Raw genomic sequence first — 16,550 nt, forward strand, 5'->3', positions numbered from 1 at the left:
GATTTTATTCACAGAATGGAAGGATAATGGGTAGATTCACTTAATTTGAATTCAAATATCTCCGAGCACCGGAATAGTTCTTTTTATATAATGGTGTGTCGATTGAGATGATTTCGATACTTCTTGAAGAGTTTGGAGCATGAATCATCTTTCCGTCACCTATATATAGCGACACATGGTAGACCTTCCCTTTTCCTCCGTTATGCGCGAAAAACAGTAGATCCCCCGGTTGCAGTTGACTGCGGCTAACCGCTTTTCCTTGAGTTGCTTGAACGAAGGAATCACGCGGAATGAGGATGCCGTGGTTTTTAAAAACTGAATAGGTCAGTCCAGAGCAGTCAAAACCGTAAGCGGAAATCCCTGACCAGACGTAAGGGAGTCCTAAATATTGTTTAGCACTGTCAACGATGTCTTTCGCCGTCGGTTTCGGAACGGCCGCATAATGCGAATATACTTTAGCGTCCCGCTTTAACATGAACTTCGTCCCGCCATCAACTGTTAAAACTTCAAGGAACTGACCGTGCTCCGCTACGACTGGCAAGATTGTTGAGTAACTTACCTCCAGCCATTTCTGCTTGTCATCCCATTTAGGTACATTGTAGAGTGTGGCGAATTTTGCATTCACGATGGCAATTGGGCAGTCCGTATTGTTGATAACGGAGGCGGCAACATGTGATTTTGGTACCCATCCTTCATAGCCTTTTATATTTCCGGTTTTCGCTTGGTCCTTTATCGCGATATAATGCCAGTTTCCGCTTGTCTTAATAATCTCGACTGCGTCCCCGTACAAGGCTTGCGTATCTGTCCTTCCTATGAGCCAATGCTTGTCTGGGATTGTCAATTGGGACGTCCATTTTTTCATATCCGGATTTGCTTGGATTGAAATATTGTCGATTGGACGTGTCTTACCCGGTGAACGCCAAACGTTCGTCACCGGTACATTAATGGCATACGACTTTTTGCTTTCAGCTGAGTAGCATGCGGGGCGAACTCTGAATTCTGGATTAAGGATTCGTGCTAAAAATGTGCTGAAATGCCCTTTTGTCAATGCGGTATTCGGCCTGAATGTACCATCCGGATAACCGAATGTTATTTCATTATCTATAAAAGTACCGATTGCATCACTCGCCCAATAGGATGCAGGAATATCACGGAATTGGGATTCGGATTTTCCTTGCATATTAAATGCGGCAACCAAAATGGAAGCAGCCTGTGCCCGTGTTAACTGAGCCTCGGGCATGAACTCTCCGATTCCGTTACCAACCATGAATCCCTCAGAGACAGCTGCCTGAACAATTGGGTAAAATTCATCCATCGGATCAACATCGATGAAGTCAACATCTGCTAATGCTCCCGTTTCAATTCCTAACGCTTTAACAATCATTTCTGCGGCTTCAATTCGCGAGATGGCATTATTGATACCGAATGTTAGAGCTTCAGTCAGGATACCGGCACCGACAAGGTACTCAATTTCCTTGTTTGAAGAGTGGGTGGTGGGAACGTCCGTAAATGTAGGGGAGGCAGCATGTGCAGAAATGCTTGCGAAGAGAAAATAAATGACAAACAAAAGGCCGAACACAGTTTTTTTCAATGTACCATCTCCTTCGGTGATTTCTCATAGTAATTAACCAGTAGTGAAGTACAATTGTATGATGTAGGATTGGAAAGATGATTAGGTAGTTGTATACATAGAGTGAATATGAAGCCATTCTGTTATAATAGAACGAAAAAACCGATCTTTACTGCATCTATAGAAAGTATGCATGGTATAGACAACAAGAGAGGGGAATAGAACTTGCATACGTTGAAACAACAATGGTTTGGAAACATCCAAGCTGATATATTGGCGGGAATCGTCGTGGGACTTGCACTCATTCCTGAAGCTTTAGCATTCGCGTTCATCGTTGGCGTGGATCCGCGTGTCGCATTATACGCCTCATTCGCAATTGCTGTTATTACTTCATTCGTAGGGGGGCGTCCGGGGCTTATTTCAGCTGCAACTGGCGCAATGGCGTTAGTTCTCGTTAACTTGATGGCGGACCATGGCTTGCAATACGTATTGGCCGCGACTGTTTTGACTGGAATCATTCAACTAATTCTTGGGGGGCTTGGGGTCGCAAATTTGATGCGGTTTATCCCAAACTCCGTCATGTTAGGATTTGTGAATGCGCTTGGCATTATGATCTTCATCACCCAGCTTCCATATTTGCGAGGGAATGACGCAATGACATTGATCTTTGCTATCGCGACTTTGGTATTAGTTTATGCTGTCCCACGTTTTTTTACGGCAATTCCTGCACCTCTTATTGCGATTGTTGTCATGACGGGAATAGCCTTGATGAGTGGCGTTACGCTACAGACAATTGGCGATTTAGGAAAGATGCCGAATTCGTTGCCGACTTTCTTTATTCCGGATATTCCTTTTAACTTGGAAACGCTGAAAATCATTTTCCCTTACTCACTGGCATTATCCATTGTTGGTCTACTTGAATCACTGCTTACATCACAAGTATTGGACGATATGACCGATACAGAGAGTGATAAAAACCAAGAAGCACGTGGACAAGGAATCGCTAACTTTTTCACAGGATTTTTCGGTGGGATGGCAGGATGTGCATTGATTGGTCAATCAATGATCAATATCAAGTCAGGTGGTCGTGGACGTCTATCCACTTTCACTGCGGGTGTTTTCCTAATGTTTTTGATCATCGTTTTAGGCGATGTTGTCGTGAAAATCCCTATGCCCGTCCTTGCTGGAGTTATGATCATGGTCGCAGCGACAACATTTAACTGGGGCTCGTTCAAGTTCCTGAAGCAAGCGCCAAAAACGGAATCACTCGTTATGCTTATTACCGTTGCAATTATTTTGTATACGCATAATCTCGCAATCGGTGTAGTCGTCGGTGTCATTCTGAGTTCACTATTTTTCGTCTCGAAAATATCCCGCGTGACTGTGACACCTGAATCTAACATATATAAAATAAGAGGACCGTTATTTTTCGCTTCCACTACGAAATTCATCCAGTATTTCCGTGATGTTAAGGAAAAGGATATCATTATTGACTTCGAAGATAGCCAGCTATGGGATGAGTCTGCTGTTGGTGCAATTGTTAAAGTGAAGCAGAAGCTTGAAGAAGAAGGGACAATGGTAACAATACGAGGTCTCAATTCTTCAAGTGAGCGACTGTACACAAAGTTACAATAGAATTACGAAAAGGGAGGAAACCACATGAAAATCGCTGTAGCCATTGATGGATCGGAAAACGCTCTACGGGCCGCAAGACATGCAATTGAACTTGCCCAGCTATACGCGGAAGCAACATTGGAAGTCATTTTTGTCTCAGATTACAATAAAGTTAGAGATGAAAGGCTTTTATCACAAAGCGAGGAAAGTCTATTACTGAAACGAAAGCAAAAATTGGACCCCGTTTTGGACATGGCTCTTGAAGCTGGCGTAAAAGCAAAAATGACGATGCTTAAAGGAAATCCAAGTCAGGAAATCATAAACTATGTTAATTCCAATGCGATGGATCAGCTTGTCGTCGGCAGTCGCGGGTTAAATGCATTTCAAGAAATGCTGCTTGGAAGTGTAAGTCATAAAGTGATGAAACATGTGGATTGCCCCGTAACGGTAGTGAAGTAGGGAAATCAGGAATACGCCATGAGAGGGGAATACCCTTCGCCAAGGCGTATTTTTTTATGCGAGGATGCGCGGACTTCCCATGGAAACGGGTGTAGTTCCCATAGAAGTGCATGGAGTTCTCATTAATGTGCATTAACTTCTCAATAAAGTGCACGGAGTTCTCATTAATGTGCATTAACTTCTCATTAAAGCTCACAGACTTCTCATTAAAGCAACAAGACTTCTCCTTTATTCACTATTACTTCTCCTTTGCCCACAATAACTTCTCATATAAGTCCTTCACCTTCCGCTAAAAGCACTAAACCAGTTTGATTTCTCCTATGTAACTTGCGATACTTTTAATAAAGGGATAACGAAAAGGGGAATTGCCATGAAGCTGGATCGATTGCGTCAGTCATTTGAAGAACTTGCAAGATTCACAGACGAAGGTGAAGGCATCAATCGGCTTGCTTACACAGAAACCGAACGGAACGCACGTAATTATTTGAGCAAGCAATTTGAACTTGCAGGGCTAACAGTGCGCATCGACTACGCAGGAAACGTCATTGCGCGTAGGGAGGGGAAATCTCCCGACCTTCCGGTTATCGCTACGGGTTCGCATATCGACTCAGTATACGCCGCAGGTGAATTTGATGGCACTGCGGGCGTTCTTGTCGCACTCGAAGTTATGCGCTCTCTCGCGGACGAAAGCATAGAAACAGAGCATCCGCTTGAAGTTATTATTTTCGCATGCGAAGAATCCGCCCGCTTCGGTGCATCCACCCTTGGCAGCAAAGCGATGACAGGCAGCCTTGACCCCGCGTATACGAGGTCACTGACCGATAAAAACGGTGTTACGTTGTTTCAGGCATTCAAAGAAAATGGGCTTGATTTGGAAGAAGTCCATTTGGCAAAGCGATTTCGAGATGAATTTAAAGCATTTGTAGAATTGCATGTTGAACAGGGGCCTGTTCTTGAAAAACAAGGGGCGGCAATCGGTGTCGTTTCTGCTATAGCGGCGCCAGTCCGCTTTCATGTTCATATCGATGGGACAGCAGATCATTCCGGCACGACGCCGATGGATTACCGTCATGATGCCTTGCTTGGAGGAGCAGAAATCGCACTTTCCATTGAAAAGGCGGCACTTGCGGAGCTTGAGCACGGTACTGTTGGTACGGTTGGTGTCTTTTCAGTAAAACCGGGGGCGATGAATGTTGTGCCAGGGACAGCGGATTTGTCCGTAGACATTCGGGGAACAAACCGTGAATCAAGAAAGAGAGTGGTTGCTGCACTTGAAACCGCGGTCAAACGTGTTTCAAAAGCGCGTGGCCTAACAATTTGGATGGAAGAAACTTCAAGCGAAGAACCCATTCAAATGGACAAGGTACTTGTAGCGGAATTGAAAACAATCTGCGAAGAAAGAGGAGTGGAGTGGATTGAAATGACAAGCGGTGCGGGACATGACTCTATGAATATGGCGCTACTTTGTCCGACCGGCATGATTTTCGTCCCGTCGAAGGATGGACTAAGTCATAACCCGGCAGAGTATACGACAATGGAACAGCTGATGGAAGGGGCAGAAGTATTGCGTGCTTTTATGCTGAAGCAAGCAAAGTAAGTAAAATAGAAAACAATTATACAAAGACGGTACTGCTTTTATTGACATTAAATTGCAGTACCATTTTTAATTTCATAAATAAATCAATCAAAAATCTTGAAAGTCAAAGAAGGTCAGTGTATAATAAAAACATAAGTCAAAGATAGTCAATGTCAAACGCTATAAAAACGAACTATATAAGGAGGAAATGGATTATGAAATGTCAACATTGTGGTAAAAACGAAGCAACTATGAGCTTTCGACTACAGGTTAACCATCAACGTATGCAGATGCATATGTGTCATAGCTGTTTCCAACAGCTCCAAGGACAACTGAATGCTTCGCTTGGTAATGATGCAAGCCAATTTTTCCAAGCAAATGGCAAACCGCAAGCTTACACACAAGTTAGAGAAGTCGATGAAAATCAAGGAAATGGCCTGTTAGACCAACTGGGAAGAAATATCTCGAAAGATGCGGATGAAGGAAGAATTGACCCCGTTATCGGTCGTGATCAGGAAGTAAAACGCGTCATCGAAACTTTAAATAGAAGAAACAAAAACAATCCCGTACTTATCGGGGAACCGGGTGTCGGTAAAACAGCGATTGCAGAAGGACTCGCAGTTAAAATTAGTGAAGGCGATGTTCCTGCAAAATTATTGAATAAGCAAGTCTATGTCATAGATGTAGCTTCACTCGTTTCAAACACAGGTATTCGAGGTCAATTTGAAGAGCGCATGAAGCAATTAATAGAGGAAATTGAAAACCGTAAAGATGTCATTGTCTTTATCGACGAAATTCATCTTCTTGTTGGTGCAGGATCATCAGAAGGCTCAAAGATGGATGCGGGGAATATTTTGAAACCTGCATTGGCACGCGGAGGCATGCAGCTGATTGGTGCAACGACATTGAAAGAGTATCGTCAAATTGAAAAAGATGCAGCACTTGAACGGCGATTCCAACCGATTATTGTAAAAGAACCTTCAATGGAAGACGCGATTGCAATCTTGCACGGCATTAAAGATCGTTATGAGACTTTCCATGAAGTTCGTTATTCCGATGATGCAATCCGGGCGTTCGTCACATTATCACAACGCTATATCCAAGATCGATTTTTGCCGGATAAAGCAATCGATTTGATGGATGAAGTGGGTGCACGCTTGAATCTTAAACAATCTACAGCAGATGCCGAGCAAATCGGTAAACGCCTTGAAGAGGTCGTTCTGCAAAAAGAACAAGCCGCAGAAACTGAAGACTATGAAAAGGCGGCAGCTTTAAGACAAGAAGAAATTCAATTGCGTCAACAACTTGAGGATGTTAGGGAAAACGACGAACCTATCCACGAAGTGACAGTCGAAGATATTGAGCAAATCGTTGAAGAAAAAACGGGCATCTTAGTAACAAAATTGCAAGCATCCGAACAAGCAAAAATGAAAGATCTATCAGAAAATCTACGTAAAAAAGTAATCGGACAAGCAGAAGCGGCTGATAAGGTAGCAAAAGCAATTCGACGAAGCCGAGCGGGATTAAAATCGAAAAACCGTCCCATCGGATCCTTCCTATTCGTTGGTCCAACAGGTGTTGGTAAGACAGAAATTACAAAAGTGCTGGCGGAAGAACTATTCGGCTCCCGTGACAATTTAATCCGTCTCGATATGAGTGAATACATGGAGAAACATGCCGTCTCTAAAATTATCGGCTCTCCTCCGGGTTATGTAGGGCATGAAGAAGCGGGCCAATTAACAGAACAAGTCCGCCGCAACCCGTATTCGATTCTACTCCTTGACGAAATCGAAAAAGCGCACCCTGACGTTCAACATATGTTCCTTCAAATTATGGAAGACGGTCGATTAACCGATTCGCAAGGTCGAACAGTGAGCTTCAAAGATACGGTCATCATCATGACGAGCAATGCCGGAACAGGGGAGAAAAAGGTAAGTGTCGGGTTCAATCAAACCGCGCATGAATCGGTCTCCATGCTTGAATCGCTTGGTAACTACTTCAAACCGGAATTCCTCAACCGTTTCGATGCGATTGTACAGTTCAATGAATTGACAGAAGACAACCTCCTTGGAATTGTGGACTTGATGCTCATTGATTTGGAAGAAGCGATTGAAGAAAACAACATCGTAATTTCAATCTCGCCTGAAGCGAAACGGGAATTAGTAAAATTAGGCTACGACAAACGCTTTGGGGCACGTCCACTTCGTAGAGTTATCCAAGACAAAATCGAAGATCCATTAACAGATCTTATTTTGGAAGAAGACGATATTGCAAAAGTCCATGTCGATGTTGTGGATGAAGAGATTGTTGTAAGTAAAGCATAATACCAACAACAAACCCCTTCAGGCTGTAAAAAGCTTGAAGGGGTTTTGCCGTTTGTTTAATATGCACTACATCTGTGTTCCAAATATGCCTAAGTACTGTTCCTGCAATACAAATCCATTATTTTTCCATCCCAATGTTTTCATAATATAACCTAAAAGATGAAAGGTTTAATAACATTAATGCGTACTGCACAGACGCCGTAATAAGTTTGGCAAAAATACTTGTCTCGAAAAACAGAAAGCTGTATGCTAATTGACGTAGCATCGTTAGGGCTATATAGCGGGAGGTGATGTGAAGATGGCAAATCAAATGGCATTGCCAGCTTCTAACAAAACTCATGCAAAGCCGAATGAGGAAAGGGCGATACTTTGCATGGGGCGAATGGACGTTTAATCGCCTATAGAAAGGTTTCCATTTCTGAATTGAAGGCTTTGCGCTTTGTTTACGTAATAAAAAACAAAGGAGCTAACAGAAATGAAGAATAAGCAATTTCTAAGAAACGATCAATATAATTTTATTAAAAGACAAGTACAACAACTTGTTAATGGCAACACGATGGTTAATGATAAACATGTCATTGGCGCACTTGAATCACTATCTATTGAAAAAGTGAATGATTTGTTTACGGAAATGACAGACGAGCAAAAGGAAGTCCTCAACAAAATTGTAGAGATTTCGGATAAAGAAGAAGCCGAACAATACCTATTCGATTTGGAATCCTACGTCATTCCGTTCACCAAACCTTCGGAGCAAAGGCTTAAAAAGCTATTCCCGAAGGTGAAAAAAATGAAGCTGCCCACTGACGGCGACTATAAGAAAATGTCCTTTTTAAGCTTCGATGATATCGGAACGAAAAAAAGACATATCATCACACCAAGTCAAAAAGGCATAATCGGACTATCGGGTACTTACGAGGAAATGAATGTAAAGCAAATATGTTCAATTTGTAACCGCTTCACGCATGTCTGTATGTTCATGACAAAAACAAAAGGCGACATCATCGGCACTTATACAAGAAAAGGGAACTATATCTGCCACGACGCCGCAGACTGCAACCATCATTTAACGACGTTAGATAAATTATATGAATTCGTAGATAACATAAAATAGGCGCCTCTGCAGCACACTATTCAAACTATAAACTGCAATTGAATACAATAAATGAACAAGCCAACCTCGTCAATATTTTGGTTTGCTTGTTCATTTCTTTTACACTGCCCCGAGTACTACTCCACCAACCTAACATATCCTGCTGCAACCGGCCCTGAGCAGCCCTCACAAACATACTGCTTCAACTCTTTAATTTCTGTGAATTCATCCAATGGTTCAGGGTATCGACATGATGGACAAATTGCCATCTGTTCAAGACTGATATGCTCCTCCAATTCTTCGCGGGGCTAACCGTAAGCTGAGAAGGCCACTTCATAGAGTGCTTCAATGAAAGGATCGGGATAAAGCAAATCCGATTAGCAATTTAAGAAATGTGTATTGTTTCGGTGGCATTTTACCTTAATGATCTTAATGCTTGCTATTTAATTTAATACCTGTTATTATTAAAGAGAATTATTTTTGTTCTAATTCAGATTGAGAATATATTTTATCTGAATATATTTTGTTTTTCGTCTAAGGTTTTGAGCAAGGATAGTATTATAATGTGTGGATATCCACATCAGGAGGCAAACAATTATGGAACAAGGTACAGTTAAGTGGTTTAACGCAGAAAAAGGTTTTGGATTCATCGAGCGTGAAGGTGGAGAAGACGTATTCGTACATTTCTCAGCAATCCAAGGCGACGGATTCAAAACTTTAGACGAAGGTCAAAGTGTAACATTCGACGTTGAACAAGGACAACGTGGCCTACAAGCTGCTAACGTTCAAAAAGCTTAATAATCACCTAAAAAAGACCCTATTCTTAGGGTCTTTTTTTCTTGGGTAACAAACTACAAGGAAGTTGTTTTCGCAATTTTGTCGTAACTAAATGAAACCTTTGTGTTCTTCTGCCGTATTACAATTTGGGGGTGGGGGGATGTTAAACAAAAATGAGCCAAGACACTTCTTCATGGCAATTACATTAGGTCTATTGGTGATTTCGCCAGTGGTTCTTGTGCTAATACCATCATTTATTGCCAATTCGCTATACGAGAAGCCAAATTCATGGGTCGTTGTTGTCCCTGCAAAGGTTTATTTGTTGTACGGGATTGGAATTATTTTTCTAATTATTGCTACTTCTTTACTTTGGACTTTATCAGTGAATAGGATATCGAAATGGCTCGCTGCACTATGTATTCTGATTTCAATATTTTTTATTGCAGACGGAGCTGGACGTTATGTAGGTGTGGCGTCGGATGGAATTTTATTCAAACAAGGAATGAGTGAAGCGAATCAGCACTATACATGGGATAAAATTGAGCGGGTCGTTTATAGGCAGTACCCGCATGATGGTGGGTTTCCTAAGTTTGATTTCTATTTTAAGGATGGGGAAAAGATAACACTACCTGAAAATAGGCATATGCGCATTTTCCACAATACTCTTCTGAAGACGCTGCAAAAGGAAGGAATATTTTTCGAGAGGCGTGAATAATTTTCGGTGCCGGGTTGCTAATTAACTTTATAGAACCCGGCACCTTGACTTCGACTTTCCATAGTAGCGCGTCTACTTCCAAGAGAAATACGTCGACTTCCCACAATCCCTTAATTTTAAATAGTAATCACATTGATTTCCAATTTCTTTTAGCATTCAATGCCATATATTTATTCTGTATTCTTCGTATCCCGACAATTCGTTTCCAAATTGCCATATTCTCGATGAGCGCGAATTCATCGATTCCTGGTGTCGTGTTCACTTCGAAAATGACAGGTTTCCCCACGTGATTGATCCCGAAGTCAACCCCATATTCTCTACATGGTAAGACGGAATGGATTTTCTTTGATGCCGCAATTGCAAGTTCTTCTAACTTTTTAATGGTTTCCTCTTGTTTGTTTTGTAACACGGTTTGTGATAATACATTGGAAATCGTCACTACTTTGGCGTCCCTATACGGATTCGCTATCCCGCTATCTGCCGAACGTCCGAAATTCGCGCACGTTGCGAACATCCCGCCGACAATCCATTCGCCCCTAAGCTTTTGTACATGAACCCGAATTGCAAAAGGTTGTCCATTAAGAGTATGGCTTTTTACATCCTCCTGAATAATATAAAGTCCGCTTTCCCTACCCAACTTTAAAAATGGATGAAGCAGTTGTTTAATTTCTTGCACCCTTGTGAATCTTTTTTTGACGCGTTTCCCTTGAATCGTATACCCGTTCACAAAGTAATGCCCGCCGAGGCTTTTCCGAATATTTACGATAGCTCGACCTTGTCCCGATGTGTCGTGTTTCACATATACAGATTGATGGCGATTCAATAATTCGTTCAAGTTATCTTCGCTGTATACAGTGGTTTCAGGAAGATGTCTTGCAAGTAATGGTTGTTGTTTTAAGATTAAATTTTGCTCCCATTTGCCCAATGATTTCTTCATCTATTTCAAACCCTTTCTTTTTGTACTGTTTGTCCTTTCAGTTCTTTGTCATGACCATTGCGACTTCTTCATATTGTTAGTTTATTCATGTGAGAAAATGGCCTCTGGATTTTTTGGAAAGGTAGTACAAAAATAGATTAGGGGGTGTGAAAATCCTTGAAAATTTTAATGCGAATTAGCAGGTTGTTTTTAGGTATTGTTTTTTTGGTTGCAGGCATTAACGGTTATTTTGTCATCTTCGGAATGGAGCCTTTTATCGCAACGAGCCCTGAAGCGATGGTGTTATTCGAATTTAACTACTTACTAATTGTTGAAAAGACATTGGAGATCATCTGTGGGATTCTACTATTATCAAACCAATTCGTCCCACTTGCCATTGCAATATTATCACCAATCGTCGTAAATATTTTTTTACTCCATCTATTCCTCGACCACTCACTGCTTCCGCTTGCTGTTTTGATTGTCATTGCCCTTGGATATTTAATGTACTCCTATAAAGAGAGCTTTAAGAAGATATTGGAGAGAATACCGAATTCACCATAGAAATTGTTGCTTACAATATCCATCTTTACTTCGGCATAATGGACAAACTACGACGAATATAATTTATCTGGTCGGCAAAATAAATGCTGAAGGGGTGGGTTTATGGCGTATACGGATAACTATGAAAGGGATACCTATGGGATCATTGCTTTCTGGTTACGGAATGATTATGATCATGGCCGGTTTTTTGACAGAGAAATAAGCCATTATGAGACGGAATTGGCACGTGCAAATCTGAATAATATTGAGCGCTTGGGCAAAGTATGGGAAAAGGCGGAAAAAAAACAAGGAGACATTGGTACATTGCTTATCGAGGCCCAGCATGCGACAAGCGAATTTCACAGTCTTCTTGCCTACACGATGGATAAGTCCTTGCATTGTGACGTTATTATTTCGACACCAGTGTCGCTCATTGACCACATGGTACGGGAATCTGAAGAGTCCCAAAGGGTTTATAAATTAATTGAAAGCGGAACTAAGATTTCACCTTCGGATGCAATTATTCACGAGTGCGTTTTTTGGTTAAGGCAAATGGCAGATCATTTAGGCTATATTCTCCATTATTCGGACGTATCGAATTACGACGTAAATTTCCAAGTGATGCAGATGATGCAAAAGTTTGAGCGTCTGTATATGCAGGCAGTTGCACTACAAACAATGATTCGTACTCCAAGGAAAGAAACTTTGCCGATTTTAACACAATTTAAGAATGTGATTATTAAAGAGGCCAAGAGTCTGGAAGCATTTAAATTAGAAATTGATGAACTCATTAAAACATGTGCAATCGCTACGACATCACCGCCGGATTTGTTGGAACATATAGCGAGGGAAGCACATCACCTATGGAGAAACTTGGAGGAAGATAGAATTACGTGATGGACGAAAAATAGTTATTATGGAAAAGAGAGCAAAAAAGACCTGTTTTGGAGTGTATTTCCAAACGGGTCCTTTTTTATCGTGAATTATTATTGCTGTACGCAAGGGAAATGCATGGGGATGAACCAGCAAAAAGGCATCATTGCTTTATGGTGACCACACTGTTGACATTGACCGCCTCCCATAAACTGCCCATCACTATAATTCATTTGCTCAGTTCCTGAATTTTGAATAGGTCCATGATTTGGCGGAAATGTCGGGATGGCATAGACTGGGCCGAAACCGTTTATAAATTGATTTTGACCGAACAAGGCGGGATGATTATTAGGCTGTTGCCTTTGAAAAGTTCCTTGATCTTGAGTGAGATTATATTGCGATGGATAGGTTGGAATGGCATAGACTGGACCAAATCCGTTTGCGAATTGATTTTGATCGAATAATGCTGGATGAACGTCTTGTTGTTTCATATCATAATTTTCCAAGTCATGAGTATCTAAATGTATTCCCGGAATGGATAAATCCGGCCCCACCGCATTTATAAAAGAGGATGAAGCTTGCTGTTCCTGTCCTCTATATGGTACCTGAAAGTTATTGTTGTTATTAACCATATCATTCTCCTTCCTCGATATTGCCTATTATATTCAACTAAGAGAGGTTAAGTGTATTTTTGTTCAGAAGCGCCTATTTACAAAGTTTTCCTTTTGGTGACCTAATTATTTAAATAGTATGTTAATATGTAAGGAGGACGGGGGAGGGGGAGGACAATGGCTATTTTAGCTGTTCAGGATCTATCGAAAGTTTATAAGAATCATCAAGTGTTAGATAAGATCAGTCTTACGATTGATGCACCTGGGATTTGGGCGTTGGTTGGTCCGAATGGGGTAGGGAAAACGACGTTTCTAAATGTTATTACAAATATTCTTCCAGCTACTTCAGGTGCTGTTGAATTGGTGGGGAAGACGAATAAAGATTCATCCGTATTCAAGGAAGTTGCATTTCTTCAGGACAATACGGTCTTATTTGATTATTTATCGGGGTACGATCATCTTAAATATATATGTGATGTGCAGAAGATCCATAAAAAGAGGATCAAAGAAGTGACGGAGTATGTCGGCATGGAAAGCTATTTGAAAAAGACGGTCGGCAACTATTCTCTTGGGATGAAACAGCATTTGCTGTTAGCGATGGCGCTCATTAATGAGCCGAAACTATTGCTTTTAGATGAACCATTAAATGGCTTGGATCCGACAAGCGCCATTTTAATGCGGGGAATATTAATGGAACTTGCTAAGAAAGGTACGACCAACCTATTATCGTCACATAATCTATCGGAAATTGACCGTGTGACAAAACAGATATTATTCCTAAAAGACGGGAAATTGACTGAAGTCGATATGAATGACTTTGAAAAAACCTACTATGAGTTTCATCTTTCCAATCATGGGCTTGCTCATCGTATGTTGAAAGAGCATGGGTATGAAGTGGAAATTGCTTCGGAGAGAATCCGTATTCAATTGGGGAATGAACAATTGGACAAGGTAATAGAACTAATCAAATCTGAAGAGATTCAAATTTTGGATATCCAAAAAGAAATAACAGGTTCGGAAAAACTATATAAAGAGATCTTTTCAGGAGCCAAAACATGAAAAAGATCATTTTTGAGTGGAAAAAGATCTCTCGTCTTAAAGTGTTTCTGATTTTTTTGCAGCTCACATTTGTCTTCGTTTTCGGTTTGTATTTCTATAACCACATGTCTCAGGATCAAATTAAAGTGAAAAAGACCGAGTATTTTACAGAACTTCGTAAAGATGTCAGCCGACAGCTTCTTCAAGCGGAAGAAGAACATAAAAAGAGACCATCCATGGGGCTGAGCGGGCAACTGCATTATGGCGCGGAACTTTCCGCTAAGTTACAACAATTGATAGGCACCATTCATAGCGGTCACTGGCAAGCAGAATTACAAACAGAAATAGAAGTCTACGAAACCGCTATCCAATACACAACATATGATAGTGCATATTTCGGAGTAAGTTTAATTGATATGGAAAGAATCATTAAACTGAATGAGGAATTACTGAAAAGAAATTTACCAAAAGAAGATTTTGAGCTATCCATCCAGACATCAATCTTTATGAAGAAAGTCGTTTCGTTAGTAATGAATCCTATAGGTTTTGTCATGCTGCTATTCGTTTTAGGCCTCATTGTGACAAAGGAATTTGATGATAATACAATCCGACAAGTGTTCACATTACCGATGACAAGAATAGAGTATATGTCCATCAAATTCATTACGATCGTTTCGAGCGGAGTACTTTGGCTTGCGCTGATTTTCGGAAGTTCATATCTATTAGGTGAACTATTGGGCCGCGCGGAAGGGAATATTTTTCAATATCCGATTTATACGAGCCAAGATACATTTATTAGTTCGGGAAAGTATTTAATAGAAGCTGTCTTGTATAGCTTCAGCTTTATGATATTTTCCGTAGGGTTGCTTCTATTGTTGGCGTATGTTTTTCGAAATACCGTCGTCACGTTTTCAGCATTGCTTTTCATCATGGCGGGTGGGTGGCTTCTCACTAGTTATGGGATTCAGAATATGTTTAATCCATTTACTTATCAAATGGTAGACCAGGCTATTCTACAAAAACCTCAATATTTTCCTGCTGGCCTTACGGTCATATTTGTGGCACTTCTGATTTTGTTGGGGTCTACAATACTGATCAACCGAAAGCGGGGGATGTGAGATGAAGTTCTTTCTTTTTGAATGTAAAAAGATGATCAAGAAGAAATCGATTTGGGTTGCGATGATACTATCAGTCGTGGCGATAGCGGGGTTTTATTTCTTTAATTATTCTGTAGCTGAACGAGTTCATAAGACTCGAATGCTTGATTTGGAAACAAGTCAAATCGATATTCCTGAAAAACTTGCAAAGGATCGGATAGATCTTGAAGCTGCAAAGAAGGCCGGAGATAGCGCAAGGGTTCTTGATATAGAGCATGGGATTAGTATCTATGAAAAAATGCTTGAAGATAAAAAGTTTCAATGGGACAACATTATGGATGGTAATTGGGCGGCAATTTCGGAAAAACAGTATGAACAGTTGAATTACTTTGCCGTAACCTCTAAGAGCCAGAACTTTCCTGTGCACTCAATTATGGATCAACACGTTTCGATGTTTACGGTAAGGGCATCCGCAGAAGAGAGAAGGCTTGTGGCGGAAATAGGGGTTGAACCTTTCGTGCAATGGGATTACTTTGCCCCTTATCATCCAACCGCCTACGATAACCATGACGGCAAGGTATTGGAAATGTGGGAATTGGGTACGAAACGGTACGGGAAGCAGGGGTCCTATTTTTTATATCAAGTCATCCCCGCCTTCATTATTCCGTTCATCATTCTGATTGGTTGCTTTGTCTTTGGAAATAACGTTTCCTCCGAAGCGACGAAGAAAAAAAGAGGCTTGAACTTGTATGCGGTCCTTCCTTTAAAAAGAGGACAGCTCTTTTTCTCAAAATATTTCAGCGGACTAGTGTTAACGGTTGTTTTTGTTGTATTTATTCTGTGTGTGCCACTCATTTCCAGTCTGTTCACATCTGGTATGGGCAGCTTGCAATATCCGGTATTAATTTACGATGGCCCGGCGGAAAGCCCATTTGGATTTGAATCGACCATCTTAAATGAATGGACGGATGAATTTCATTTTATTACCTTAGGAGAGTATTTCAGTACAGTTCTGCTTTTAACGGTTGTTTTGATTGTTTTCATGTTTTCGATTTACTACCTCCTTTCTCTATTTATTAAAAATCCGACTGTTAACGCGGCGATTCTTCTAATTGTAACTTTCTTCGGGATGACTGTTTTGCCAAAGGCACCGTATAACCCATTCACCTATGTCGATATTCACAGAGTAGTGAATCGGGAATTCGCCGTTGTTAATTTTAACGAAGCGATAACAGTAGGTAATGGATTAATGGTTTTGGGTATGATTGGGGTAATAGCAATCGGTCTATGTTATTTGCGATTTAGGAGATATGTAGTCGAATAATTATGTTATGGCGTCTACCCTTT

The 16,550-nt window shown here is 40.9% G+C and carries 15 protein-coding genes; 12 read left to right on the top strand and 3 right to left on the bottom strand.

Annotated elements, in window-relative coordinates; all coding sequences use genetic code 11:
* Positions 1-40: 40 nt before the first annotated feature.
* Positions 41-1,591, bottom strand: a complete 1,551-nt coding sequence (locus NSQ43_RS05135; RefSeq protein ID WP_339253612.1) for an NlpC/P60 family protein — start codon at positions 1,589-1,591, stop codon at positions 41-43.
* A gap of 204 nt (positions 1,592-1,795) precedes the next feature.
* On the opposite strand from NSQ43_RS05135, the gene NSQ43_RS05140 reads away from it, so the two are divergent.
* The 7 genes from NSQ43_RS05140 to NSQ43_RS05170 all read left to right on the top strand — a co-directional run bounded on the left by NSQ43_RS05140 (position 1,796) and on the right by NSQ43_RS05170 (position 10,125).
* A complete protein-coding gene (locus NSQ43_RS05140; RefSeq protein ID WP_339253614.1) occupies positions 1,796-3,205 on the top strand; it encodes a SulP family inorganic anion transporter in 1,410 nt (469 codons plus the stop codon).
* 24 nt (positions 3,206-3,229) lie between these two features.
* A complete protein-coding gene (locus tag NSQ43_RS05145) occupies positions 3,230-3,643 on the top strand; it encodes a universal stress protein (protein ID WP_339253616.1) in 414 nt (137 codons plus the stop codon).
* 370 nt (positions 3,644-4,013) lie between these two features.
* Positions 4,014-5,240: a Zn-dependent hydrolase gene (locus tag NSQ43_RS05150; protein ID WP_339253618.1), complete on the top strand. Its 1,227-nt coding sequence runs from the start codon at positions 4,014-4,016 to the stop codon at positions 5,238-5,240.
* 194 nt (positions 5,241-5,434) lie between these two features.
* Positions 5,435-7,543 (top strand): ATP-dependent Clp protease ATP-binding subunit, encoded by a 2,109-nt coding sequence (locus NSQ43_RS05155; protein ID WP_339253620.1) that lies wholly within the window; start codon positions 5,435-5,437, stop codon positions 7,541-7,543.
* 475 nt (positions 7,544-8,018) lie between these two features.
* Positions 8,019-8,654: a FusB/FusC family EF-G-binding protein gene (locus NSQ43_RS05160; protein ID WP_339253622.1), complete on the top strand. Its 636-nt coding sequence runs from the start codon at positions 8,019-8,021 to the stop codon at positions 8,652-8,654.
* A gap of 576 nt (positions 8,655-9,230) precedes the next feature.
* A complete protein-coding gene (locus NSQ43_RS05165) occupies positions 9,231-9,431 on the top strand; it encodes a cold-shock protein (RefSeq protein ID WP_339253624.1) in 201 nt (66 codons plus the stop codon).
* 139 nt (positions 9,432-9,570) lie between these two features.
* Positions 9,571-10,125, top strand: coding sequence for a hypothetical protein (locus tag NSQ43_RS05170; RefSeq protein WP_339253626.1), 555 nt, complete (start codon positions 9,571-9,573; stop codon positions 10,123-10,125).
* Positions 10,126-10,252: 127 nt separating this feature from the next.
* Here the strand turns inward: NSQ43_RS05170 and NSQ43_RS05175 are convergent, their stop codons facing one another.
* Positions 10,253-11,062, bottom strand: a complete 810-nt coding sequence (locus NSQ43_RS05175) for a YheC/YheD family protein (protein WP_339253628.1) — start codon at positions 11,060-11,062, stop codon at positions 10,253-10,255.
* A 156-nt stretch (positions 11,063-11,218) separates the two neighbouring features.
* On the opposite strand from NSQ43_RS05175, the gene NSQ43_RS05180 reads away from it, so the two are divergent.
* Together NSQ43_RS05180 and NSQ43_RS05185 are read left to right on the top strand one after the other, a co-directional pair.
* Positions 11,219-11,605, top strand: a complete 387-nt coding sequence (locus NSQ43_RS05180) for a hypothetical protein (protein WP_339253630.1) — start codon at positions 11,219-11,221, stop codon at positions 11,603-11,605.
* Positions 11,606-11,707: 102 nt separating this feature from the next.
* On the top strand, positions 11,708-12,481 hold the full coding sequence (locus NSQ43_RS05185; protein ID WP_339253631.1) for a DUF2935 domain-containing protein: 774 nt from the start codon (positions 11,708-11,710) through the stop codon (positions 12,479-12,481).
* An 89-nt stretch (positions 12,482-12,570) separates the two neighbouring features.
* On the opposite strand, the gene NSQ43_RS05190 is transcribed toward NSQ43_RS05185, so the two are convergent.
* On the bottom strand, positions 12,571-13,089 hold the full coding sequence (locus tag NSQ43_RS05190; RefSeq protein WP_339253633.1) for a hypothetical protein: 519 nt from the start codon (positions 13,087-13,089) through the stop codon (positions 12,571-12,573).
* 156 nt (positions 13,090-13,245) lie between these two features.
* On the opposite strand from NSQ43_RS05190, the gene NSQ43_RS05195 reads away from it, so the two are divergent.
* The 3 genes from NSQ43_RS05195 to NSQ43_RS05205 are packed head-to-tail and all read left to right on the top strand — an operon-like array spanning position 13,246 to position 16,527.
* A complete protein-coding gene (locus NSQ43_RS05195) occupies positions 13,246-14,127 on the top strand; it encodes an ABC transporter ATP-binding protein (protein ID WP_339253635.1) in 882 nt (293 codons plus the stop codon).
* Entirely contained in the window at positions 14,124-15,224 is a 1,101-nt protein-coding gene (locus NSQ43_RS05200) for an ABC transporter permease subunit (protein ID WP_339253637.1), read from the top strand. Before NSQ43_RS05195 ends, NSQ43_RS05200 begins: the two co-directional genes overlap by 4 nt.
* Before the next feature lies 1 nt (position 15,225).
* A complete protein-coding gene (locus NSQ43_RS05205; RefSeq protein WP_339253639.1) occupies positions 15,226-16,527 on the top strand; it encodes an ABC transporter permease subunit in 1,302 nt (433 codons plus the stop codon).
* The last annotated feature ends 23 nt before the right edge of the window (positions 16,528-16,550 follow it).

The organism is Sporosarcina sp. FSL W8-0480 (assembly GCF_037963765.1).
Taxonomy (GTDB): Bacteria; Bacillota; Bacilli; order Bacillales_A; family Planococcaceae; genus Sporosarcina.